The sequence below is a fragment of the Rhodococcus sp. NS-SX18 genome (genome assembly GCF_057367935.1).
The window spans coordinates 3,277,887-3,300,629 of sequence record NZ_CM170633.1 but is presented as its reverse complement, the minus strand read 5'-3'; the positions used below and the strand labels follow the sequence as shown (position 1 = coordinate 3,300,629).

23 protein-coding genes are annotated in these 22,743 nt (G+C 70.8%); 17 read left to right on the top strand and 6 right to left on the bottom strand.

Features of this window, described 5'->3' with window-relative positions:
* Positions 1 to 21: 21 nt before the first annotated feature.
* Genes AC2IPW_RS15225 through AC2IPW_RS15215 form a run of 3 tightly spaced genes read right to left on the bottom strand, consistent with a single transcriptional unit; the run spans position 22 to position 1,522 of the window.
* Complete coding sequence (locus AC2IPW_RS15225; protein ID WP_003936998.1) at positions 22 to 189, bottom strand: DUF5302 domain-containing protein; 168 nt, start codon at positions 187 to 189, stop codon at positions 22 to 24.
* Between the two features lie 47 nt (positions 190 to 236).
* Positions 237 to 779, bottom strand: a complete 543-nt coding sequence (locus AC2IPW_RS15220) for a pyridoxamine 5'-phosphate oxidase family protein (protein ID WP_003936999.1) — start codon at positions 777 to 779, stop codon at positions 237 to 239.
* Positions 780 to 820: 41 nt separating this feature from the next.
* On the bottom strand, positions 821 to 1,522 hold the full coding sequence (locus AC2IPW_RS15215; protein ID WP_003937000.1) for an IclR family transcriptional regulator: 702 nt from the start codon (positions 1,520 to 1,522) through the stop codon (positions 821 to 823).
* 120 nt (positions 1,523 to 1,642) lie between these two features.
* Between AC2IPW_RS15215 and leuC the strand changes: the two genes are divergently transcribed.
* The 3 genes from leuC to AC2IPW_RS15200 all read left to right on the top strand — a co-directional run bounded on the left by leuC (position 1,643) and on the right by AC2IPW_RS15200 (position 4,599).
* The gene (leuC, locus tag AC2IPW_RS15210; RefSeq protein WP_439127298.1) at positions 1,643 to 3,070 is read left to right on the top strand and encodes a 3-isopropylmalate dehydratase large subunit; all 1,428 of its coding nucleotides are present in this window, start codon (positions 1,643 to 1,645) and stop codon (positions 3,068 to 3,070) included.
* Between the two features lie 26 nt (positions 3,071 to 3,096).
* On the top strand, positions 3,097 to 3,693 hold the full coding sequence (gene leuD / locus AC2IPW_RS15205) for a 3-isopropylmalate dehydratase small subunit (protein ID WP_003937002.1): 597 nt from the start codon (positions 3,097 to 3,099) through the stop codon (positions 3,691 to 3,693).
* Positions 3,694 to 3,861: 168 nt separating this feature from the next.
* Positions 3,862 to 4,599 (top strand): HU family DNA-binding protein, encoded by a 738-nt coding sequence (locus AC2IPW_RS15200; protein ID WP_289380756.1) that lies wholly within the window; start codon positions 3,862 to 3,864, stop codon positions 4,597 to 4,599.
* 129 nt (positions 4,600 to 4,728) lie between these two features.
* On the opposite strand, the gene AC2IPW_RS15195 is transcribed toward AC2IPW_RS15200, so the two are convergent.
* The 3 genes from AC2IPW_RS15195 to cofC are packed head-to-tail and all read right to left on the bottom strand — an operon-like array spanning position 4,729 to position 8,698.
* Positions 4,729 to 5,667 carry an NUDIX hydrolase gene (locus AC2IPW_RS15195; RefSeq protein ID WP_486375129.1) on the bottom strand — a complete coding sequence of 313 codons (939 nt, stop codon included), beginning with the start codon at positions 5,665 to 5,667 and terminating at the stop codon, positions 4,729 to 4,731.
* An 8-nt stretch (positions 5,668 to 5,675) separates the two neighbouring features.
* On the bottom strand, positions 5,676 to 7,892 hold the full coding sequence (locus AC2IPW_RS15190; protein ID WP_416061307.1) for an RNA degradosome polyphosphate kinase: 2,217 nt from the start codon (positions 7,890 to 7,892) through the stop codon (positions 5,676 to 5,678).
* A gap of 50 nt (positions 7,893 to 7,942) precedes the next feature.
* Positions 7,943 to 8,698: a 2-phospho-L-lactate guanylyltransferase gene (cofC, locus tag AC2IPW_RS15185; RefSeq protein WP_486375128.1), complete on the bottom strand. Its 756-nt coding sequence runs from the start codon at positions 8,696 to 8,698 to the stop codon at positions 7,943 to 7,945.
* Positions 8,699 to 8,813: 115 nt separating this feature from the next.
* Between cofC and AC2IPW_RS15180 the strand changes: the two genes are divergently transcribed.
* From AC2IPW_RS15180 to holA, 14 genes are all read left to right on the top strand, one after another.
* On the top strand, positions 8,814 to 9,812 hold the full coding sequence (locus AC2IPW_RS15180; protein WP_003937007.1) for an NAD(P)H-dependent glycerol-3-phosphate dehydrogenase: 999 nt from the start codon (positions 8,814 to 8,816) through the stop codon (positions 9,810 to 9,812).
* A gap of 4 nt (positions 9,813 to 9,816) precedes the next feature.
* Positions 9,817 to 10,938, top strand: a complete 1,122-nt coding sequence (locus tag AC2IPW_RS15175) for a cystathionine gamma-lyase (RefSeq protein ID WP_486375127.1) — start codon at positions 9,817 to 9,819, stop codon at positions 10,936 to 10,938.
* A 49-nt stretch (positions 10,939 to 10,987) separates the two neighbouring features.
* Positions 10,988 to 12,094 (top strand): D-alanine--D-alanine ligase family protein, encoded by a 1,107-nt coding sequence (locus AC2IPW_RS15170; protein WP_193788789.1) that lies wholly within the window; start codon positions 10,988 to 10,990, stop codon positions 12,092 to 12,094.
* Between the two features lie 30 nt (positions 12,095 to 12,124).
* A complete protein-coding gene (locus tag AC2IPW_RS15165) occupies positions 12,125 to 13,429 on the top strand; it encodes a glutamate-5-semialdehyde dehydrogenase (protein ID WP_003937010.1) in 1,305 nt (434 codons plus the stop codon).
* 68 nt (positions 13,430 to 13,497) lie between these two features.
* Complete coding sequence (locus AC2IPW_RS15160) at positions 13,498 to 14,379, top strand: AAA family ATPase (RefSeq protein ID WP_003937011.1); 882 nt, start codon at positions 13,498 to 13,500, stop codon at positions 14,377 to 14,379.
* Position 14,380: 1 nt separating this feature from the next.
* A complete protein-coding gene (locus AC2IPW_RS15155; protein ID WP_450121048.1) occupies positions 14,381 to 15,832 on the top strand; it encodes a vWA domain-containing protein in 1,452 nt (483 codons plus the stop codon).
* Positions 15,833 to 15,902: 70 nt separating this feature from the next.
* Complete coding sequence (gene nadD / locus AC2IPW_RS15150) at positions 15,903 to 16,604, top strand: nicotinate-nucleotide adenylyltransferase (protein ID WP_054373720.1); 702 nt, start codon at positions 15,903 to 15,905, stop codon at positions 16,602 to 16,604.
* Entirely contained in the window at positions 16,601 to 17,074 is a 474-nt protein-coding gene (gene rsfS, locus AC2IPW_RS15145; protein WP_486375126.1) for a ribosome silencing factor, read from the top strand. The genes nadD and rsfS overlap by 4 nt, the downstream gene beginning before the upstream one ends.
* Positions 17,071 to 17,724 carry a histidine phosphatase family protein gene (locus tag AC2IPW_RS15140; RefSeq protein WP_003937015.1) on the top strand — a complete coding sequence of 218 codons (654 nt, stop codon included), beginning with the start codon at positions 17,071 to 17,073 and terminating at the stop codon, positions 17,722 to 17,724. Before rsfS ends, AC2IPW_RS15140 begins: the two co-directional genes overlap by 4 nt.
* The gene (gene octT / locus AC2IPW_RS15135; RefSeq protein ID WP_054373722.1) at positions 17,711 to 18,484 is read left to right on the top strand and encodes a diglucosylglycerate octanoyltransferase; all 774 of its coding nucleotides are present in this window, start codon (positions 17,711 to 17,713) and stop codon (positions 18,482 to 18,484) included. Before AC2IPW_RS15140 ends, octT begins: the two co-directional genes overlap by 14 nt.
* A gap of 5 nt (positions 18,485 to 18,489) precedes the next feature.
* On the top strand, positions 18,490 to 19,308 hold the full coding sequence (locus tag AC2IPW_RS15130; protein ID WP_040782625.1) for a DegV family protein: 819 nt from the start codon (positions 18,490 to 18,492) through the stop codon (positions 19,306 to 19,308).
* Between the two features lie 92 nt (positions 19,309 to 19,400).
* Positions 19,401 to 20,216 carry a helix-hairpin-helix domain-containing protein gene (locus AC2IPW_RS15125; RefSeq protein WP_486375125.1) on the top strand — a complete coding sequence of 272 codons (816 nt, stop codon included), beginning with the start codon at positions 19,401 to 19,403 and terminating at the stop codon, positions 20,214 to 20,216.
* Positions 20,213 to 21,751, top strand: a complete 1,539-nt coding sequence (locus AC2IPW_RS15120) for a ComEC/Rec2 family competence protein (RefSeq protein WP_416061301.1) — start codon at positions 20,213 to 20,215, stop codon at positions 21,749 to 21,751. Before AC2IPW_RS15125 ends, AC2IPW_RS15120 begins: the two co-directional genes overlap by 4 nt.
* The gene (holA, locus tag AC2IPW_RS15115) at positions 21,748 to 22,716 is read left to right on the top strand and encodes a DNA polymerase III subunit delta (protein WP_486375124.1); all 969 of its coding nucleotides are present in this window, start codon (positions 21,748 to 21,750) and stop codon (positions 22,714 to 22,716) included. Before AC2IPW_RS15120 ends, holA begins: the two co-directional genes overlap by 4 nt.
* Positions 22,717 to 22,743 lie beyond the last annotated feature (27 nt).

The window sequence follows — 22,743 nt, the reverse complement described above, 5'->3', positions numbered from 1 at the left end:
ACCTTCGTCGTTCCGTTCTCGTCAACCGCTCTTGCGCCGGAAATTGCGGCGGTGGTCGGCGCTGCCGTGCGGCGCCTGCGCCTTGGCCCTCCCGTCGAGATGGTCCGTGCCGTGGCGGGCGTGCTGATTCTTGCGTTCGAGGGCTGCGCGGAACTGCTCCGCGATCCGCTTCCCGTTCGGGTCGTTCACCGCTGTCTCCCTTCCCCCGCCCGGTACTCGGCCGGGACATCGGAAATCTAACTCGGCAGCCCTACGTCTGTCGTCCGGTTTTCCAGCTCCTCGAGCAGGTACGGCGCGGTGCTGCCGCCGATCGGCATCGCCGGCAGTCCGAGTTTCCGATGGTCCCAGGACCGGACCCGTTCCGCGACGACTCGCACCGCAACGCGCTTGTGCATCATCTGCTCGATCGCGGGTCGCAGTTCCGCGGTGTAGGGGCCGGTGTAGCGTTCCCACACGCTGCGGCACACCTCGAACAGCACGTCCCGGTCCTCGACCGTTTCGGCGTGTCCCTCCAGTGAGACCCCGCGCAGCGTGTCGTACGTGTGGCCGTCTTCGACGAGCGCGCTGATCCGGTTGTCCCGCCGCAGATTGACCGCCTTCTGCGACTTCAGCTTGGTTTCGAACCAGATCTCGCCGTCGAGCACCGCGTACCACATCGCGACCAGGTGGGGGAGGCCGCCGGGGCCGACCGTCGCCATCGTCGCGACGCGGCTGCGTTCGAGGAAGTCGCCGATCTCGGCGTCGGTCATCGTGATCTGTGCGCGCTGGTGGGTTCCCATGCGTGCACTGTGGCACAGGAGTCGGCGGATGCGACAGCCTTCTAGAGTCGCTTGTGCAGGGCGTCGGCGGCCGCGAGCAGATCCGCGGCCCACCGTGCTCCGGGCCGGCGGCCCATCCGGTCGACGGGTCCCGAGACGGAGATCGCGGCGACGACCGAGCCGGAGGCATCGCGTACCGGTGCGGCCACCGAGGCCACGCCGGGTTCTCGCTCGGCGACGCTCTGCGCCCAGCCGCGGCGACGCACCTCGGCGAGCACCCGCTCGCCGAATGCCGCCTCCGGCAGGATCGCCCGCTGCGTCGCGGCGTCGGCCCAGGCGAGCAGGACCCGCGCGCCGGACCCGGCGGTCATCGGCAGTCTCGCGCCCACGAGGACGGTGTCGCGCAGACCGGTCGGTGGTTCGAGGGCGGCGACGCACACCCGGTGCGTGCCCTCCCGCCGGTACAACTGCACGCTCTCGCCGGTGATCTCGCGTAGCCGTGGGAGAACGAGCGAGGCGGCATCGACGAGTGGGTCGCCCGCGCCCGCGGACAGTTCGGCCAGGCCGGGGCCCGGGCGCCACTGGCCGTCACCGTCGCGCGCGAGCAGCCGGTGCACTTCGAGCCCGACCGCGAGTCGGTGCGCGGTGGCGCGGGGTAGTCCGGTGCGAGCGCACAGTTCGGTCAGGTTGCACGGTTGCTGGGCCACCGCGTGGAGGACCGCCATGGCTTTGTCCAGCACTCCGATCCCGCTATGCTGTCTCATAGGTCGATACCTCCGTCTCGCATAATGGGAAGCATAGCCCACGCGGAAACCGGCGGGGACGACAGTATTCGCGGCCCGGGACAGCCCGAGAACGGGAACCGCGTTCGTCACGTACGACAGGTGGAGAAGATGGCTGGAAAGACTCTGGCGGAGAAGGTGTGGGACCAGCATGTGGTCGTGCGCGGTACGGGAGAGGGTGCGGCACGGCAGCCGGACCTGATCTACATCGATCTGCATCTCGTGCACGAGGTCACGAGCCCGCAGGCGTTCGACGGCCTGCGGCTGGCGAATCGGCCCGTGCGGCGCCCGGACCTGACCATCGCGACCGAGGACCACAACGTCCCCACGGTCGACATCGACAAGCCCATCGCCGACCCCGTCTCGCGCACCCAGGTCGAGACGTTGCGCCGCAACTGTGAGGAGTTCGGCATCCGGCTGCACCCGATGGGGGACGTGGAGCAGGGCATCGTCCATGTCGTCGGACCGCAACTCGGACTGACGCAGCCGGGCACGACCGTGGTGTGCGGCGACAGCCACACCTCCACCCACGGCGCCTTCGGTGCCCTGGCGATGGGTATCGGCACCAGTGAGGTCGAGCATGTGCTGGCGACCCAGACGCTTTCGCTGCGCCCGTTCAAGACGATGGCGATCACCGTCGACGGCGAACTGCCCCCCGGCGTCTCGAGCAAGGACCTGATCCTCGCCGTCATCGCCGAGATCGGCACCGGCGGCGGCCAGGGCTACGTGCTCGAGTACCGCGGCGAGGCCATCCGGAAGCTCTCGATGGAAGCGCGGATGACCATCTGCAACATGTCCATCGAAGCGGGCGCCCGGGCCGGGATGATCGCACCGGACGAGACCACCTACGAGTTCCTGAAGGGTCGTCCGCACGCGCCCCAGGGCGCGGACTGGGACGCCGCGGTAGCGGCGTGGGAACAGTTGAAGACCGACGAGGATGCGGTTTTCGACGCCGAGGTCCGCATCGACGGGTCGGCCCTGACGCCCTTCGTCACATGGGGCACCAACCCGGGTCAGGGTGCGCCCCTCGGTTCGTCGGTGCCCGATCCGGCGGCGATGGCAGACGAGAGCGAGCGTCTCGCGGCCGAGAAGGCACTGCGGTACATGGGACTCGAGCCCGGCACCCCGCTGCGGGAGGTGCCCGTCGACACCGTCTTCGTCGGGTCGTGCACCAACGGCCGGATCGAGGATCTGCGGGCCGTCGCCGACGTCCTGCGGGGCCGCACGGTCGCCGACGGAGTCCGAATGCTCGTCGTGCCCGGATCGATGCGCGTTCGTGCCCAAGCCGAAGCCGAAGGTCTCGGTGAGATATTCACGGCCGCAGGGGCGGAATGGCGCCAGGCGGGCTGCTCGATGTGCCTGGGCATGAACCCGGACCAGTTGGCGCCGGGTGAGCGCTGCGCTTCGACCTCGAACCGGAACTTCGAAGGCCGCCAAGGCAAGGGCGGACGCACCCACCTCGTCTCGCCTCAGGTCGCGGCGGCGACTGCGGTGCGCGGCACTCTCTCCGCTCCGGCGGATCTGGACTAGGTCACGGGACCGAAGGAGAATTTTCGATGGAAGCCTTCACCACTCACAAGGGAATCGGCGTTCCGCTGCGCCGGTCGAACGTCGACACCGATCAGATCATCCCCGCGGTGTACCTGAAGCGGGTCACTCGAACCGGATTCGAGGACGGCCTGTTCGCCGCCTGGCGCACGGATCCGGCCTTCGTGCTGAACACCCCGCCGTTCGACCGGGGCAGCGTCCTGGTGGCCGGGCCGGACTTCGGCACCGGGTCCTCGCGCGAGCACGCCGTGTGGGCGCTGTCCGACTACGGTTTCCGCGTCGTCATCTCGTCCCGCTTCGCCGACATCTTCCGGGGCAACGCCGGCAAGGCCGGATTGCTGGCCGCTCAGGTCGAACAACCGGACGTCGAATTGCTCTGGAAGCTCATCGAACAGCAGCCGGGGCTGGAGCTCGAGGTCGATCTCGAAGCTCGTACCGTGACCGCCGGAACCACCGTGGTGCCGTTCGGCATTGACGACTACACCCGGTGGCGGCTGTTGGAGGGTCTCGACGACATCGGACTCACGTTGCGCCAGGTAGACGCGATTTCCGAGTACGAAAACGCAAGGCCTTCTTGGAAACCACGCACCCTCCCGGCACCCTGATCGAGCCTTCGAATCGGGCCTCGGCGGGCCGGATCCGGCGGACGCCCGGATCCGGCCCGCCGGTAATTTGCATGAGAATTGGCGTGGCACATAGACTCTTGCCCGTTTGCGGGTCTACCGTGGACTCGAGTCGGTCTGACGGTGGACCGTAATGTGCGGAGGAATGCAATGAACAAGGCAGAGCTGATCGATGTTCTGACCGAGAAACTCGGTTCGGACAGGCGCACAGCAACGGCGGCCGTGGAGCACATGGTCGACGCGATCGTGCGTGCAGTGCACTCGGGCAAGAGCGTCACCATCACCGGATTCGGTGTCTTCGAGCAGCGCCGCCGCGCCGCCCGGGTCGCCCGCAACCCGCGTACGGGCGAGACCGTGAAGGTCAAGCCGACGTCGGTGCCGGCATTCCGCCCCGGCGCACAGTTCAAGGCGGTCATCGCCGGTTCGCAGAAGCTCCCCGCGACGGGTCCGGCCGTCAAGCGCGGCGCGGCTGCCGCCGCCAAGAAGACCGCGGCGGCGAAGAAGACGGCCGCCAAGAAGACCGCGGCGGCGAAGAAGACTGCCGCCAAGGCCGCTCCGGCGAAGAAGACCACGGCGGCCAAGGCTCCGGCCAAGACCACCGCGGCGAAGAAGACCACCGCGGCGAAGAAGACCACGGCGGCCAAGGCTCCGGCCAAGACCACCGCGGCGAAGAAGACCACCGCGGCGAAGAAGACCACGGCGGCCAAGGCTCCGGCCAAGACCACCGCGGCCAAGAAGACCACCGCGGCGAAGAAGACCACGGCGGCCAAGGCTCCGGCCAAGACCACCGCGGCCAAGAAGACCACCGCGGCGAAGAAGACCACCGCGGCGAAGAAGACCACCGCGGCCAAGAAGGCGCCGGCCCGCAAGACCGCCGCCAAGAAGTAGCAATTCCGGCACGGCGCGGGTCCGGAAGACCGTCGCCGAGAAGGGGCGCCGCCGAGCGTGGCGCTACCGCCCGGATCCGTCCGTTCGGCGGCCATCGGGGGTTTTCCCTCGATGGCCGCCGACGTGCGTTCAGGCGGGGGTAGGGGGCAGTGGACTGTCGATGTGGTCCACTGCGACGAGCCGGTCACCGGCCAGCGACAGGACCCAGGTGCTGCCCTTCCGGTTGCGCGTGTTCGGCGCGACCACCCCGTCGTGCTCGGCCCACCATCGCACGAGGTCCGGAATCACCTTGCCCTGACTGCAGATCACCGGCACGCCGCCGCGCTGGGCGAGTTCGAGCGCTCGCTTGCGTCCGAGTTGCGGGTCGGCGCCGTATTCCTCTTCGGTCAGGGAGGTCTCGACGGCGATCTCGACCCCGAGCCGGTCCGCGAGCGGCTGCACGGTCTGCACACAGCGCACCCGGTCCGCGGCGAACACACTGTCCGCGCCGAACGCGAGCAGTTGGGGAACGAGGGCCTGGGCCTGGGCGCGGCCCGCCGCGTCGAGAGGCCGGTGCCGGTCGTCGCCGCGATGGTTCTTGCGGCTGCCGGCCTTCCCGTGCCGCACGATCAGCACCGTCGCCGTGTCCGGCGGCAGGGTCTGGAAGCGCCGCAGCACCGTATGGTCCATCGGGTACGACAGGGCCGCGAAGGCGTCGTCGGGTGCGAGCCAGCGCAGCTCGTCGACCTCGTCGTTGGGGACGAACCGGCCGCTGCGTTCCGCGGCGGCCCAGTAGTCCACCCGCTTGAGCTTCCGGTGTCCCGGAACCGGGTAGGTGACCTTGCCGAGATACCGGCCGAGGCGTGCCGAAATGCCGGTCTCCTCCTCGATCTCGCGTACGGCGGCGACGACGGCTGTCTCGCCGGGATCGAGTTTGCCCTTGGGGAAGGACCAGTCGTCGTATCGCGGCCGGTGCACGACGGCTACCTCGAAACGGTTCCGGGCGGTCGGGTTCCTCCGCCACAGGACGGCTCCGGCGGCGAAGATGTTGGCTCGCATTGCGTTGTCGGAAACGGGGGACACCGACATCCTTCCGATCAGGAGCTGCGGCTACGCATGAACTCTTCTTGGTGGTCGCGGGCGGCGGTTCCCGGTGCCGGCGACGCGAGCCAGGTGCCGTCGGCCCGCAACGTCCAGCACCGGGTCGCCGGATCGAGCGCCGACTCGAAGATCGAGTCGAGTTGCGCAGCGAGCCGGGGGTCCTTCACCTGGGCCATCACCTCCACCCGGCGATCGAGATTGCGGTGCATCATGTCCGCGCTGCCGATCCAGATCTCGTCGGCCGCCCGGAAATGCAGGATGCGCGAGTGCTCCAGGAACCGCCCGAGAATGGAGCGCACCGTGATGTTCTCACTGAGGCCCGGTACTCCGGGCTTGAGCGCGCAGATGCCGCGCACGACGATCTCCACCGGTACCCCGGCCCGGGAGGCGCGGTACAGCGCGTCGATGACCTGTTCGTCGACGAGCGCATTGGCCTTCAGCCGGATCCGGGCGTCGCGTCCGGCCTCGTGGTGCTCGATCTCGGTGTCGATCCGTTCGATGATGCCCGACCGCACCCCGTGCGGGGCGACGAGCAGGTTGCGGTACTTCGCCTTGCGCGAGTACCCGGTGAGCGTGTTGAACAGATCGGTCAGGTCCGCGCCGATCTCCGGTGCGGCGGTGAGCAGACCGACGTCCTCGTACAGGCGCGCAGTCTTCGGGTTGTAGTTGCCGGTGCCGATGTGGCAGTAGCGGCGGATGAGCGAGCCCTCACGGCGGACCACGAGACACGTCTTGCAGTGGGTCTTGAGTCCCACCAGGCCGTACACCACATGCACGCCGGCCTGTTCCAGCTTGCGGGCCCACTTGATGTTCGCCTGTTCGTCGAAGCGGGCCTTGATCTCCACCAGTGCCACCACCTGCTTGCCGGCTTCCGCCGCGGCGATCAGCGCGTTGACGATGGGGGAGTCACCCGAGGTGCGGTAGAGGGTCTGCTTGATAGCGAGCACCTGGCTGTCGGCTGCGGCCTGCTCGATGAACCGTTGCACGCTGGTGGAGAAGGAATCGTAGGGGTGGTGCACCAGCACGTCGCCCTCGCGCAGCGTCGAGAACACGCTCTTGGGGGTCTCGCGTTCGCCGAAGGCGGGGTGGGTGGCCGGCACGAACGGCCGGTCCTTGAGGTCGGGCCGGTCGACGCCGTGCACCTGCCACAGACTCGACAGGTCCAGCAGTCCCGGCAACTGCACCACGTCGGCGGGATCGACGTCCAGTTCGCGCAGCAGCAGTTCGAGCATGTGCTCGGTCATGTCGTCGGCGACCTCGAGGCGCACCGGGGAACCGAAACGGCGACGGGCGAGTTCCCGCTCGAGTGCCTGCAGGAGGTCCTCGTCGCGGTCCTCCTCGACCTCGAAGTCGGCGTTGCGGGTGACCCGGAAGGCATGGTGCTCGACGATTTCCATGCCGGGGAACAGCACGTCGAGGTGGGCCGCGATGAGTTCCTCGAGCGGAAGGAACGCGTCGATCCCCTCCGGCGAGTCGTCCCGGCGGACCCGCACGAAGCGGTCGACGTTGTCGGGCACCTTGACCCGGGCGAAGTGCTCGCCGGCGGACTGGCGATCCTTCACGGTGACAGCAAGGTTGAGGCTCAGGCCGCTGATGTACGGGAACGGGTGCGCCGGATCGACCGCGAGCGGGGTCAGAACCGGGAACACCTGTTCGGCGAAGTGCGCGGTCAGACGCTGTTTCTCGTCGTCCGCCAGATCGTCCCACCGGATGATCGAAATACCTTCGGCAGTCAGGGCGGGCAGGACCGAGTCGAGGAAGACGAGGGAGTGGCGGCGCGCGATCTCCTGGGTGCTGCGCGCGATGAGCGCGAGTTGCGCTCGTGGCGACAGCCCGTCGGCGGAGCGGACCGACAATCCCGTCTCGGCGCGGCGCTTGAGGCCGGCGACACGCACCATGTAGAACTCGTCGAGATTCGAAGCGAAGATGGCGAGGAACTTGGCGCGTTCGAGCAGCGGCAGGGACGTGTCCTCGGCCAGCGCGAGCACCCGCGCGTTGAAGTCGAGCCAGCTCAGTTCGCGATTGAGGTAGCGGTCCGCGGGCAGACTGTCGGCGACGGCCTGCAGCGTCGTGGCGGCAGGTGGGGCGCTCGGCGCCGAGGCCGAACGGGTAGCGGTCGCACCGTCGAGGCCGCCTCCGCCGTCGCCGGATGCCCCGGCGAACCCGGGAGGGTCGGTGTCGATGCGCTGGTCCGTGGAATCGCCGTGGTTCACACGTCGATCATCCCTCAGTTTCGGAACGGCGGACAATCCGTCGGCGTCCGTCACCCGAAGTCGGGATGACGAACAGGCATCGGCCATCCGATCCGTGCCAGCACCGACGCCGTCGCGGACCCGACACCCTGCGCCGTCGCGGCCTCGAGGTCGGCGACGGTGTCGACGTCGAGCCGCAGTCCGGGCCAGTCCCCGGTCAGGGGGTGGGCGCCCGCCCGCACGTGACGGTGCGCCGAATCAGGGCCGAACAGCGGGTCGAGTGGTTCGGGCGTGCAGTGCAGCAGCGCCGAGGTGCCGGTGCCGGTGTGGTCCACGACGACCGCCCGGCCGGCCTCGCGGGCCGCGGAGAGCGCCGCGGACAGTTCGGCGGGCCGCAGCGCCGGCAGGTCCGCGTGCAGCGCGATCAGATCCACGCCCGGCTTGCGGGAGCGCACCCGGTGGGCGGCGGCGGCGAGCGCTGCATTCAGTGGATCGAGGGAGGCGGGATCGAGGGAGGCGGGATCGAGGGAGGCGGGATCGAGGGATGGGGGATCGGAGGGGCCGGGACCCACGGAGGCGCCGGCCGTGTCGGCGACCGGGGGATCGGCGAGCGTGTGCGCACCCGCGCCGAGGGCGAGCGCGGCGACGTCGGCGTCGGTGGTGATGACGGTGACGGCGAGCCCCTCGACCGCCAGCGCCGCGTGCAGGGTGTCGGCGAGCATCGCGAGCACCAGCGCGGCTCGGTCGCCGGGATCGAGAACATGCGCGAGCCGCGACTTCGCCAGGCCCAGGGCCTTGACGGGAATCAGCGCGTGCGCGGTGGTCATGGTCGTCGATTCTGCCAGTCGGCGGCGACGGGGGTCGCGGGCGCGGCGGTAGGCGATACTGGAGCAACCGCGGCGCTGGTCTGCGGACGGGATCGGACACGAGTAAGGGGACTGCGTGAGCAAGGCTGCGGTGTTGGGGGCGGGGTCGTGGGGGACGGCCTTCGCAAAGGTGCTGGCGGAGGCCGGAACGGACGTGACGATCTGGGCGCGGCGCGCGGAGGTGGCCGAGGCGATCGCCACCCGGCACGAGAACCCGGACTACCTGCCCGGCGTCGAACTGCCCGCTACGGTGCGCGCCACCGCGGATCATCGCGTCGCTCTCGACGGAGTGGACTTCCTCGTCCTCGCGGTGCCGTCGCAGACGTTGCGCGCGAATCTCGAGTCGTGGCGCGACGACATCGGTCCCGAGGCGACCCTGTTGAGCCTGGCGAAGGGCATCGAGAGCGGCACCCTGATGCGGATGAGCCAGGTGATCGCTCAGGTGACCGGCGCCGAGCACGACCGCATCGCGGTGCTGTCGGGACCGAATCTCGCCCGTGAGATCGCCGATCGGCAGCCCGCCGCCACGGTGATCGCATGTTCCGACTCCACTCGCGCGCTCGAGATTCAAAGAGCATGTGCGACAGGTTATTTCAGGCCTTACACGAATACCGATGTCATCGGCTGCGAGATCGGTGGCGCGTGCAAGAACGTCATCGCCCTCGCGTGCGGCATGGCGGCCGGGGTCGGACTCGGCGACAACACCGTCGCCTCCATCATCACCCGCGGCCTGGCCGAGATCACCCGGCTGGGAACTGCCCTCGGTGCCAAGCCGGCCACGCTGGCCGGGCTCGCGGGCGTGGGCGACCTGGTGGCCACGTGCACCTCACCCCTGTCGCGCAACCGGTCGTTCGGCGAACGACTGGGGCGGGGAGAGACACTCGAGAGTGCGCAGGAGGCCACCCACGGCCAGGTGGCCGAGGGGGTCAAATCGTGCACCTCCGTCCGGGCGCTGGCGGCCAGCTACGACGTGGAGATGCCGCTCACCGACGCCGTGCACCGTGTCTGCTATGAGGGCATGTCGGTGCCCGAGGCGATCGGACTGCTTCTCGGCCGTCGAGTCAAACCGGAGTGAGAGCGTGCCGGGCGACTCGACGCGTTGTGTGAAAGCGGTTGCTGCCGAACATGTTCCCGGGGCTCCACTGCAACCCGGCCCGGTTCTCGCGGCTCCCTACCAGCTCGGCGCGGAAGGCACCGAAACCGACACCTACGCCCGCGCCTCCAATCCTGGCTGGCGGGCCCTCGAATCCGCGCTGGCCGCGCTCGAGGGCGCGGCGGCAGCCCGCGTCGTCGGATCCGGCATGTCCGCGGTCACCGTCGCGCTGCGGTCGCTGAGCCGTGGCGGTGGCACCGTCGTCGTCCCCGCGGACGGGTACTACCAAATGCGGGCCTACGCGCGGGAACGCCTCGAACCCCTCGGCATCACAGTTCACGAGCTCACCTGTGCCCAGTTCGGCGACGGTGGTCTCCACGCGGTCCTCGCCGATGCCGGAGAGGGCGCGCTCGTGCTCGCCGAGACCCCGTCCAACCCGGGACTGGACGTCGTCGACCTGCGCGCCACCGCGGCGCTGTGCCGGACGGCGGGCGCCCTGCTCGTGGTGGACAACACCACCGCCACCCCGCTGGGGCAGCAGCCCCTCGCGCTGGGCGCGGACATCGTTGTCGCCAGCGGCACGAAATCGCTCAGCGGGCACAGCGATCTGCTGATGGGGTATCTCGCCGTGGCCGACGGCGCCCTCGTGCCACCCCTCGAACGGGAGCGCCTGCTCTCCGGCGCCGTCCTCGGTCCGTTCGAGACGTGGCTGGCACACCGCAGCCTGGGCACCGCCGGGTTGCGCTTCGACCGGCAGTGCGCCAACGCGCTCGCCGTGGCCACGATGCTGCGCGAACATCCCGCGGTCCGTAGCGTCCGATACCCCGGCCTGGACGACGATCCCGCGCACCCCGTCGCCGCGGCGCAGATGCGCCGGTTCGGGCCGCTGGTGACCTTCCGGCTCGACGACGAACAGCAGTTCCACCGGTTCGTCGCGGCGAGCGAGCTCGTCACCGCCGCGACCAGTTTCGGGGGCATCCACACCACCGCGGACCGGCGTGCCCGCTGGGGTGATCCCGTACCGCCCGGCTTCGTGCGCTTGTCCTGCGGGATCGAGGACACCGCCGACCTCCTCGACGATCTCGACCGCGCGCTCGCCCGCCGCTGAGCAGGACTCGGATATCGGCCGGGCCGGCGGCACCGGTACGGTTTGTGCCGTGAGCACACCCCGAATCCGGGTGGCCGTCGTCTTCGGTGGCCGCAGCAACGAGCACTCCGTCTCCTGCGTTTCGGCAGGTAGCATCCTGCGTCACCTCGACCCGCAACGCTACGAGGCCGTCCCGATCGGCATCACCACCGACGGCGCCTGGGTGCTCGCCGACACGGACCCGGAACGGCTCGCCAAGGCGGGCCGCGAACTGCCGACCGTCGACGCGGACGGTTCGGCGCTGGTCCTCACCGCCGACCCCACCCGGGCGGGCGACATCGTCGCCCTCGCCGAGGGCGAGTTCGGCAAGGTGCTCGCCTCCGTCGACGTCGTGTTCCCGGTGCTGCACGGTGCGTACGGCGAGGACGGCACCATCCAGGGGCTGCTCGAACTCGCCGGCGTCCCGTACGTGGGACCGGGGGTCCTCGCCAGCGCTGCCGGTATGGACAAGGAGTTCACCAAGAAACTGCTGGCCGCGGAGGGTCTGCCCGTCGGCTTCCAGGTCGTGCTGCGGCCCGGTACCGCGACCGTCACCGAGCAGCAGAAACAGCGTCTCGGCCTCCCCGTCTTCGTCAAGCCCGCCCGCGGCGGGTCCTCCATCGGGATCAGCCGGGTCGCCGACTGGGCGGCGCTCGATGCGGCGATCGACAAGGCCCGCCGGCACGACCCGAAGGTGATCGTCGAATCCGCGATCGTCGGCCGCGAGGTCGAATGCGGGGTGCTCGAGTTCCCCGACGGCGATGTGCGGGCCAGCGTCGTCGCCGAGATCCGGATGCCCGACCCGTCCGGCGATCACGAGGCGTTCTACGACTTCGACACCAAGTACCTCGACGACGTGTGCGAATTCGACGTGCCTGCCAAGCTCGACGACGACGTCTCCGACCGGATCCGGGACCTCGCGGTCCGCGCCTTCCGCGCCCTCGACTGCCAGGGCCTGTCCCGGGTCGACTTCTTCGTTACGGAGGACGGGCCGGTGATCAACGAGATCAACACCATGCCTGGGTTCACGTCGATCTCGATGTACCCGCGCATGTGGGAGGCCAGCGGCCTCGAATACCGCACGTTGCTCTCCACCCTGGTCGACACCGCCCTGGCCCGGGGGACCGGGCTGCGCTGAGCGGTCCGGATGCGGACTAGTCTGGAGGCCATGACTGCCGTGACCCCTGACTCATCTGCGACCGTTTCCGGGGACGTCCGGGCGACCGGCGCCGGGGACACCCGCGAGGCCGTGCACGCCGCGGCCCGTCGCGCCCGCGTCGCCTCCCGCCGGCTCGCCCTGCTCACCACCGCGCAGAAGGACGCCGCCCTGCATGCCGCCGCGGACGCGGTGCTCGCCGCGTCCGACGCGGTGCTCGCGGCCAACGCCGAGGACATCGAGACCGCCCGCGCGGCGGGCACCGAGGAATCCCTGCTCGACCGGCTCCGTCTCACCCAGGCCCGAGTCGAGGGCATCGCGGCGGGGTTGCGCCAGGTTGCGGGGCTGCCCGACCCGATCGGCGAGGTGGTCCGCGGCTCGACCCTGCCCAACGGCCTCGAGATCCGGCAGCTGCGGGTGCCGCTCGGCGTCGTCGGCATGGTGTACGAAGCCAGGCCGAACGTCACGGTCGACGCCTTCGGTCTGGCCCTCAAATCCGGCAACGCGGCCCTGCTGCGCGGGTCCTCGTCCGCCGCCCGCTCCAACGCGGCCCTCGTCGAGGCCCTGCGCGGCGCCCTCGCAACGCAGGAACTGCCCGAGGACGCCGTACAACTGCTGCCCAGTGCGGACCGATCCTCGGTCACGCACCTCATCCAGGCCCGCGGACTCGTCGACGTCGTCATCCCGCGCGGCGGTGCCGGACTGATCTCCGCCGTCGTCCGCGACGCGACCGTGCCCACCATCGAGACGGGCGTGGGCAACTGCCATGTCTACGTGCATGCGTCGGCCGATCCGGAGATGGCCGAGAAGATCGTGGTCAACGCCAAGACCCGCCGGCCCAGTGTGTGCAACACCGCCGAGACGATCCTGGTGGACAAGGCCGTCGCCGACGACGTCGTGCCCCGGCTGCTGCAGGTGCTGCGCAGCCACGGCGTCACCGTCCACGGCGACCTGCCCGGCCTCGAACCTGCCACCGAATCGGACTGGGCCGACGAGTACCTGAGTCTCGACGTCGCGCTCGCCGTCGTCGACGACCTCGATGCGGCCGTCGCGCACATCGACCGGTACGGCACCGGACACACCGAGGCCATCGTGACCTCCGACCTCGCGGCGGCCCGTGAGTTCTCCGCGCGGGTCGATGCCGCAGCCGTCATGGTCAACGCTTCGACGGCGTTCACCGACGGGGAGCAGTTCGGGTTCGGTGCCGAGATCGGTATCTCCACCCAGAAGCTGCACGCCCGCGGCCCGATGGGACTGCCGGAACTCACCTCCACCAAATGGGTGGTCTGGGGCGACGGCCACACCCGGCCGGCCTGAGGTCGGCGCCCGACAGCGCTCGACGAGATCCGCACCCCGACCGGCCCGCCCCGACGAAAGGACACAGCGTGGACCGTGCGCTGCCGACCACCCCGCCGATCTTCGCCGACGTCGACGAGGTGATCGACCGCCTCGCCGAGACCGGATACCTCGCCGACAAGGCCACTGCCACCGCGGTGTTCCTCGCCGATCGCCTCGGCAAACCGCTGCTCATCGAAGGCCCCGCCGGAGTGGGCAAGACCGAGCTGGCCCGCGCGGTGGCGCAGACATCCGGCGCCGAGCTGGTGCGGCTGCAGTGCTATGAGGGTGTCGACGAGTCGCGGGCACTCTACGAGTGGAACCACGCCAAGCAGATCCTGCGGATCCAGGCCGGCACCGACCATTCCTGGGACGCGACCAAGCAGGACGTGTTCTCCGAGGAGTTCCTCCTGCCGCGCCCGCTGCTGACCGCCATCCGCCGGGAGGACCCGACGGTGCTGCTCGTCGACGAGGTCGACAAGGCCGACGTGGAGATCGAGGGTCTGCTGCTCGAGGTGCTCAGCGATTTCGCGGTCACCGTGCCCGAACTCGGCACCATCAGCGCCACCCGCAAACCCTTCACGGTGCTCACCTCGAACGCCACCCGAGAACTGTCCGAGGCACTCAAGCGGCGCTGCCTGTTCCTGCATCTCGACTTCCCCGATGCCGACCTCGAGCGCCGCATCCTGGCGAGCCGGGTTCCGGAGTTGCCCGAGGCCGTCGCCGAGCAGCTCGTGCGCACAGTCCGGGTACTGCGCGGCATGCAGCTCAAGAAACTGCCGTCGGTGGCGGAGACGATCGACTGGGGCCGCACGCTGCTCGCCCTGGGCCTCGACACCCTCGACGATGCGGCCGTGCGGGCGACCCTCGGCGTCATCCTCAAACACCAGTCCGATCAGCTGCGGGCCGCGGCCGAGCTGCGGTTGAACTGAGATGGCCGGGGCGCGCCCGCCGCTGCGGGACCACGGGCCGTCGGCGCCGCACGGGTTGCCCGGCCACCTCGTCGGGTTCGTCGAGGCGCTGCGCCGTCGCGGCATCCCCGTAGGACCGTCGGAGACCGTCGACGCCGGCCGGGTCGTCTCGGTGCTCGACCTGCTCGACCGGGACGCCCTCCGCGAGGGGCTGGCGTGCGCGCTGCTGCGACGGCCCACCCATCGGCCGACGTTCGACGCCCTGTTCGACCTGTGGTTCCCGGCCGCGGTCGGACGCCGCGAGGCCGGCGGGATCGATCCGACCCTGCCGCGCACCCCGGACGGCGAGATCGACTTCGAGGCGCTGCGGGACCTGATCGCCGAGATGCTGGCCGACGACTCCGCCGAGGCGTTCGAACTCGTCGAGTTGCTGACCGCGCAGATCGTCGAGGAGCTGGGCCAGTACACCTCGGGTGACAAGTCGTCGTTCTCGGCGTACCAGGCCCTGCGCCAGGTCTCGCCCGAGACACTGGTGTCGAAGATCCTCGAGGGACTGCTCGGCAACGCCGGCGCCGAGGAACGGGACCAGGACACCGAGTACGCCACCGAAGTAGCCCGCCGCACCGCCGCGCGCCGGGTGGCGGACTTCCGGGCCATGGTCGAACGCGAGACGCGGCGCCGCACGGCCGAACAGGTCGGACGCGACCGCGTCGCCACCTACGGGGTGCCCAAACTGGCCGAGGAGGTCGACTTCCTGCGGGCCACCGACGCCGAGCTCACCGCGCTGCGCCGCAGCGTCACCCCACTGGCGCGGCTGCTCGCGAGCCGGCTCGCCGCGCGACGACGGCGGGCCCGCGCGGGGGCGATCGACCTGCGCCGGACCCTGCGCAAGTCGATGTCCACCGGCGGGGTGCCGATCGACCTCGTCAACCGCAAACCACGTCCCGCCCGTCCGGAGCTCGTGGTGCTCTGCGACGTCTCCGGATCGGTCGCCGGCTTCTCCCACTTCACCCTGCTACTCGTGCACGCCCTGCGCGAGCAGTTCTCCCGTGTCCGGGTGTTCGCTTTCATCGACAGCACCGACGAGGTCACCCACCACTTCTCCGCCGGCGCGGACCTCGGGGTCGCCATGTCACGAATGCTGCAGGAGGCCGAACTGATCGCCTACGACGGCCACTCCGACTACGGTCACGCGCTCGGCGTGTTCACCGAGCGGTACGCGCACAGTCTCACCAGCCGCAGCTCCCTGCTCGTGCTCGGCGACGCCCGGACCAATTACCGCGATCCCAACCTCGCAGCGCTCGAACACCTGGTGGCCGTTGCCCGGCACGCCCACTGGCTCAACCCGGAACCACGCGGCCAGTGGGGAGCCGGCGATTCGGCAGCCGAGGTGTACAGCGAGGTGATCACGATGCACGAGTGCCGGTCCGCACAGCAGCTGGCGCAGGTGGTGGCGGCCCTGCTGCCGGTGTGAACCCGTAAGCTGGACCATCGTGCACGAGCCATCCGTCCCGAATTCCCCGCCGCGCCGGCGCGTCGGTGTCATGGGCGGAACCTTCGACCCCATCCACCACGGGCATCTCGTCGCGGCCAGCGAAGTGGCCGACCGGTACGACCTCGACGAGGTCGTGTTCGTGCCCACCGGACACCCCTGGCAGAAGTCGGGACGCGAGGTCAGCACGGCAGAGGACCGCTACCTGATGACGGTCATCGCGACCGCCTCGAATCCACGGTTCTCCGTCAGCCGGGTCGACATCGAACGCGAGAAGGCCACCTACACCGTCGACACGCTGCGCGACCTGCGCGCACTGATGCCCGACACCCAGTTGTACTTCATCACCGGCGCCGACGCGATGGCATCCATTCTGTCGTGGCAGGACTGGGCCGAGCTGTTCGAGCTGGCCCGGTTCGTCGGGGTGTCGCGTCCGGGCTACGACCTGCACGTCGAGCACCTCGCCGAGCATCTCGCGAAGCTGCCGGCCGACACCGTCGGCCTCGTCGAGATCCCGGCGCTGGCGATCTCGTCGACCGACTGCCGGACGCGGGTGCGTGAGCACAGACCCATCTGGTACCTGGTGCCCGACGGGGTGGTGCAGTACATCAGCAAGCGCAACCTGTATCGGCCCGCGAACTCGCGGCGCCCCGACGGCACGACGACCGTGTCTCACCCCCACGCTGAGCCCCACCCCCACCCGGTGACCCATCCCGAGTCCCATCCCCACCCCGAGAGGAAGACCACGCAGTGACGGCAACTGCAGAAGCCATCGAGATGGCACGCATCGCGGCCCGCGCGGCCGACGAGAAACTGGCCACCGACGTGGTGGTGCTCGACGTGTCCGAGCAACTGGTCATCACCGACTGCTTCGTGATCGCCTCCGCGGCCAACGAGCGCCAGGTCAACGCGATCGTCGACAACGTCGAGGAGAAGCTGCGGCTCGCCGGGCACAAGCCCGTGCGGCGCGAGGGCACCCGCGAGGGTCGTTGGACCCTGCTGGACTACGTCGACGTGGTGGTGCACATCCAGCACGACGACGAACGCAACTTCTACGCACTCGACCGGTTGTGGAAGGACTGCCCGGTGATCAGCGTCGACGGCATCGGCGCGCCCGCGCCGGCGGGCGACACGGACGCGCCCCCGTCGGCCGGCGACGCCGGCACGGGTGCAGCGGCGGGCGGCACCACCCCCGCCCCGGACGACGCGCCGGGGGACCGGTGACCCACGCGGTACCGGTCCGGCGGCTGATCCTGGTACGCCACGGCCAGACCGAGTACAACGCCACCAGTCGCATGCAGGGGCAGCTCGACACCGAGCTGTCCGCGCTGGGGCGGCGGCAGGCCGTGGCCGCGGCCCGGGTCCTCGTCGAGCACAGTCCCGTCGCCATCGTCTCGTCCGATCTGCGGCGCGCCTACGACACCGCCGTCGAACTCGGTGACCAGGCCGGGCTGCCGGTGGAAATCGATCCGCGTCTGCGCGAGACCCACCTCGGCCGTTGGCAGGGCCTGACCCACCACGACGTGGACGCGGTGTCCCCGGGGGCCCGCGCGGCGTGGCGGGCCGACGCGACCTGGGCCCCTCCCGAGGGTGAGAGCCGGGTCGACGTGGCGCGGCGCAGCGCACCGGTGATCCAGGAACTGCTCGACAAGCACGAGCAGTGGGTGCACCGCCCGATCATCGTCGTCGCGCACGGCGGACTGATCGCGGCGCTCACGGCCGCCCTGCTCGATCTTCCGGTCGACCGGTGGCCGGTCCTCGGCGGACTCGGCAACACCGGCTGGGTCCAGCTCAGCGGATACGGCGACCGGCCCTCGTGGCGCCTCGACGTGTGGAACGCGACGGCGACGGTGGCGGCCGATGACGTCCTCTGAGCCACAGCCGACGGCCGGTCCGCAGCGGCCGACGCTGCTGGTGATCGGGGACTCCCTCAGCTACTACGGCCCGAAGGGCGGGCTCCCGGCGGACCATCCGCGAATCTGGCCGAATATCGTGGCGCGCGAACTCGACTGGGACGTGGAGCTCGTCGCGCGGATCGGGTGGACGACGCGCGACGCGTGGTGGGCCATGACCCAGGATCCGCGCGTATGGGCGACGATTCCGCGGGCAGGTGCTGTCGTGCTGGCCGTCGGCGGCATGGACACGCTGCCGTCCCCGCTGCCGACGGCGCTGCGCGAAACGCTGCGTTACGTGCGCCCACCGCGGTTGCGCCGCGTCGTACGGGAGACCTACGGGTGGCTGCAGCCCCGGCTGTCCCCGCTCGGCTGGCCGGTGGCCCTGCCGCCCCGGGTCAGTGTGGACTACCTCGAGACCATCCGCGAGTCGCTGGCGTACATGCGGCCGGACCTTCCGGTCATCGCCACGCTGCCGTCGGTGCACCGCAGCGAGCAGTACCGCGCGGTGCACCGCGGTCGACCCGCCGCCGCCCGGGCAATCAACCGGTGGGCCTCCGAGAAATCGGTCCCGCTGGTCGATCTCGGCGAGGCCGTGCACGCGGACATCCATTCCGGTGACGCGAACCCGGACGGCATCCACTGGGGTTGGAACGGGCACAGCGAGGTTGCCGCCGCGGTGGCCGAGGCGGTACGTATGGTGCGCCGGGATGCGCGCCTCGCTGCGGAGGACATACGGTAGGCGGCGTGTCTGTAGTAGTGGTGACCGACTCGTCGTGCTGTCTCGACCCGGAACTGGTGGAGCGCTACGACATCCGTGTCGTGCCGCTGCACGTGATCGCCGACGGTGTCGAGTTGCGTGAGGGCGTGGACGACCTGCCCGCCGACCTCTCCGGCGTCACGACTTCCGGCCCCTCCCCGGCGGAATTGACGCAAGCGTACGCCGACGCGCTGTCCGACAGTGGCGGCGACGGGGTGGTGGCCGTGCACCTGTCCCGTGAACTGTCGGGTACCTGGTCGGCCGCCCGCTATGCTGCCGACGCCCTCGGTGACCGAGTGCAGCTGGTCGACAGTCGAACCACCGCAATGGGTCTGGGATTCGCTGCTCTGGCAGCCGCGGAAGCGGCCCGGTCCGGTGCGAGCGTGCGGGAAGTGTACGACCGGGCGGTGGAGGTCGCCGCCCACAGTCGAACCCTGCTGGTGGTCGACCGGCTGGACCATCTGCGCCGCGGCGGACGTATCGGCACCGCCACAGCGCTGCTCGGCACCGCTCTGGCGATGAAACCCGTGCTGCACCTCGTCGACGGCCGGCTGGTGTTGCGGGAGAAGACACGCACCATGACCAAGGCGATGACGAAACTGGTCGACGGCGTCGTCGACTCCGCGGAGCCGGTGACCGCGGTGGCCGTGCACCACCGCGAAGCCCCCGAGCGTGCCGAGCGGCTCGCCGCAGAACTCGCCGAACGGCTGCCCGCCGGGATTCCGCTGTCGGTATCGGAACTCGACGCGGTCCTCGGCGCCCACGTCGGGCCCGGCGCCGTCGGGGTGGTCGTCTCCCGGGCGTAGGAGTTGTCCACAGGCGGACAGTTCATCCACAGATTCGACGGCTCGTCCCAGCCTTCGCGGTGACAGCGGTCCTGTCCGGTTAGCGTCGCGCCATGGGCAGCAGCGACGAGCACGACTTCGTGCGCAGCCGGCTCGACGCGATCGCCCGGTCCACCGGCGACCGTCCCCCGGCGGCGCCGACGGTCCCGGCGGACGACGACCCGTACCCGTGGTACGACGCAGCCGGAACCGCCGATCCACCGGGTCCGATCGAGCGGTTGCGCGCGGCCCGCTGGCAGACCGGCCGCCGCGGGACCGGGGCCCTGGCGGTGGTCGGTGTCGTGGTCGTGCTCGTCACCCTCGTCGTGACCTGGCGCGATCGTCCCGTCGCGGAACCGGTCCCGCCGCTGCCGGCGGTGGAGGTCGCAGCACCGACGGCGGATCCCGTCGGGCCCCAGCAGGACTCGGCGCCGGAAGAGGTGGTGGTCAGTGTCGTGGGCCTGGTGGGCAAGCCTGGCCTCGTGCGAATTGCGCCCGGCTCGAGGGTTGCCGATGCCCTCACCGCCGCGGGCGGCGCCCTCGAGGGGGCGGACCTGACGGGCTTGAATCTGGCGCAACGGCTCGCGGACGGCGACCAGATCATGGTCGGCACCCTGCCGCCGGTCCCGCCGGTGAGCGGAATCTCCGGCGCCGCAGGTGCGGGCGAAACCGGAGTGTCCGGCGCACCCGAGACAGGGGGACCGGTGAACCTCAACACCGCCGACGAGGCGGCCCTCGATGCGCTGCCCGGCGTCGGTCCCGTGACCGCCGCCGCGATAGTCGCGTGGCGCCGGGACAACGGTCCGTTCACCGACGTCGAACAACTCGCCGAGGTAGACGGGATCGGCCCCGCTCGGCTGGCGCGCCTGCGAACGCTGGTGACGGTATGACCGAAGCCGGCTGTGACGACGCACGCCTGGTGCCGGCCGCGGTCGCGGCGTGGGCCGCAACCACGCTCGGGTTGCACGCCGGCTGGCAGGTCGCGCTGGGGCTGGCGGCGATCGCCGCCCTGTGCGCGGCGGCGACGGTCGTGGCAAGACGCCGACGGCGGTTTCGCGCCGCGGCCGCGCCACTGCTCGCGACTCTCGTCGTCGCCGCCGGGTTCTCTGCGGCAGTCGCGCTTCGGATGTGGGCGGTCGAGACGCATCCGGTCGCCGCGGCGGCCGCGCGCGAGGGCTGGGCCACGCTGGTGGTCGAACCTACGGAGGATCCGAAGAGATTGGGGGACAGTGTCTTCGGAGGAGATCAGGTGCTGGTCCCGGCGAGGCTGCACCGCGCCGAGCTGGGTGCCGGCCGGTACACCGGCGGCGGTGCCGTCGTGGTGTTCGCCCCCGCAGACGCGTGGGCGGAACTGCTGCCGGGGCAGCGGGTGACCCTGCGCGGGCGGCTCGCCGACCCGGACAGCGCGGACCTGACGGTGGCCGTGGTCCGAGCCGACGGCCCACCCCGATCGGTGCAGGCGCCGTCGCGGGTGCAGCAGGAGGCAGGACGGATCCGCGAGCGTCTCGCCTCGGCGTCGGGGGCGGTGCTCCCGCCCGCTGCGGCCGGGCTCCTGCCGGGTCTCGTCGTCGGCGACACCTCACAGCTGCCCGACGGCGTCCGGGAGAGTTTCCGGGTCGCGGGCCTGACCCACCTGACCGCGGTGTCCGGCGCCAACGTCAGCATCGTTCTCGGCGCGGTGCTGCTCGCCGTGCGGGGACTCGGCCTCGGTCCCCGCACGGGCGTCGCGCTCGCGGCTGTCGCGCTGGTGGCGTTCGTCGTCGTCGTGCGCCCGTCGCCGAGCGTGCTGCGTGCCGCCGCGATGGGTGCGATCGGATTGCTGGCGCTCGTGACGAGCCGGCGACGGAACGGGCTGCCCGCCCTGGCGGCCACGGTCGGGGTGCTGCTCGTCGCCGCACCCGAACTCGCGACGGACACCGGGTTCGCCCTGTCGGTCGCGGCCACGGCCGGCCTGGTATTGGTGGCGCCGGTCTGGGTGACCCGGCTGCGGGCCCGCGGGTGGCCCCGCGCGGTGGCCGAGGTATTCGCCGTATCGGCGGCCGCATTCGTCGTGACCGCACCGATCGTCGCCGCGCTGTCCGGCACCGTCAGCGTCGTGGCGATCGCGGCCAACATCCTCGTCGCACCGGTAATTCCGCCGTTGACCGTGCTCGGTACGACCGTCGCGGCGGTCTCCGCGGTGTCGCCGGCCGCGGCGGAGCTGCTCGCTCGTGGGACCGCGCCCATGCTGTGGTGGATCCTCGAAGTGGCGGCGCGTGCCGCTGCCCTGCCCCTGGCCGAGGTGCCCGTCCCGGCGGGCGTGGGCGGAGCGGTCGCCGTCGTCGGCGGGCTCGTCGCTGCCGGCTACCTGCCGCGGCTACGGCGCGGACGCCCGGCCGGGGCACCGACGGTGATGTCCGAAGGGCGTGGCACGATCGATCGGTGACCAACCCGCAGTTGCATCTCGTGCTCGGTGACGAAGACCTTCTCGTCGAACGGGCCGTCGCGCGGATCGTCGGTGCCGTCCGGGAGCGGACGGGGGCGGGAGCCGAGCTGCCCGTCTCGCGGCTGCGCGCCGGGGACGCCGGCGCCGCCGAACTCGCCGAGCTGCTGAGCCCGTCGTTGTTCGCCGAGGACCGGGTGGTCGTCCTCGAATCCGCCGCGGAGGCCGGCAAGGACGCCGTCGCACTGATCGTCGACGCAGCGACCGACCCACCCGAGGGGGTGGCCCTCGTCGTCCTGCACAGCGGCGGCGGCCGCGCGAAAGCCATGGTGGGCGAACTGCAGAAGTGCGGCGCCGAGACCCACGAGTGCGCCAGGATCACCAAGGCGGCCGAGCGGGTGGACTTCGTGCGGACCGAGTTCCGCACGGCCGGCGTTCGGGTCGCTCCGGAGGTCGTGCAGGCCGTGATCGACGCCGTGGGCTCCGACCTACGAGAGCTGGCGGCGGCGTGCAGCCAGCTCGTCGCCGACACGGGCGGCAAGATCGATGCCGCCGCCGTGCAGCGCTACTACTCCGGCAAGGCCGAGGTCACGGGGTTCGAGGTGGCAGAGAAGGCCGTCGCGGGTGACGAAGCCGGGGCGCTGGAATCGCTGCGGTGGGCGACGCATCGTGGCGTCGCGCACGTCCTGCTCGCCGATGCTCTCGCCGACGCCGTCCACACGATCGCGCGCGTCGGCTCGGCCGGGCGTGGCGACCCGTTCAAGATGGCGTCCGAACTCGGCATGCCGCCCTGGAAGGTGAAGAAGGCCCAGACGCAGGCACGCGCGTGGGATCCGGGATCGATCGGGACGGCGCTGCGGGTGGTGGCCGACCTCAACGCCGACGTCAAAGGCGCGGCGGCGGACGGCGACTACGCGGTCGAGCGTGCCGTGCGCCGTGTCGCCGGGCTGGCCGGCCGGAGCCGTTAGACGACGGAGCCGCCCGGTCCGAGGACC

Coding starts and splice junctions, on each gene's coding strand:
- AC2IPW_RS15220 (WP_003936999.1), bottom strand. CDS start 779: ATGGGAACCCACCAGCGCGCACAGATCACGATGACCGACGCCGAGATC.
- AC2IPW_RS15215 (WP_003937000.1), bottom strand. CDS start 1,522: ATGAGACAGCATAGCGGGATCGGAGTGCTGGACAAAGCCATGGCGGTC.
- leuD (WP_003937002.1), top strand. CDS start 3,097: ATGGAAGCCTTCACCACTCACAAGGGAATCGGCGTTCCGCTGCGCCGG.
- AC2IPW_RS15200 (WP_289380756.1), top strand. CDS start 3,862: ATGAACAAGGCAGAGCTGATCGATGTTCTGACCGAGAAACTCGGTTCG.
- AC2IPW_RS15195 (WP_486375129.1), bottom strand. CDS start 5,667: ATGTCGGTGTCCCCCGTTTCCGACAACGCAATGCGAGCCAACATCTTC.
- cofC (WP_486375128.1), bottom strand. CDS start 8,698: ATGACCACCGCGCACGCGCTGATTCCCGTCAAGGCCCTGGGCCTGGCG.
- AC2IPW_RS15165 (WP_003937010.1), top strand. CDS start 12,125: ATGACTGCCGTGACCCCTGACTCATCTGCGACCGTTTCCGGGGACGTC.
- AC2IPW_RS15155 (WP_450121048.1), top strand. CDS start 14,381: ATGGCCGGGGCGCGCCCGCCGCTGCGGGACCACGGGCCGTCGGCGCCG.
- nadD (WP_054373720.1), top strand. CDS start 15,903: ATGGGCGGAACCTTCGACCCCATCCACCACGGGCATCTCGTCGCGGCC.
- octT (WP_054373722.1), top strand. CDS start 17,711: ATGACGTCCTCTGAGCCACAGCCGACGGCCGGTCCGCAGCGGCCGACG.
- AC2IPW_RS15125 (WP_486375125.1), top strand. CDS start 19,401: ATGGGCAGCAGCGACGAGCACGACTTCGTGCGCAGCCGGCTCGACGCG.
- AC2IPW_RS15120 (WP_416061301.1), top strand. CDS start 20,213: ATGACCGAAGCCGGCTGTGACGACGCACGCCTGGTGCCGGCCGCGGTC.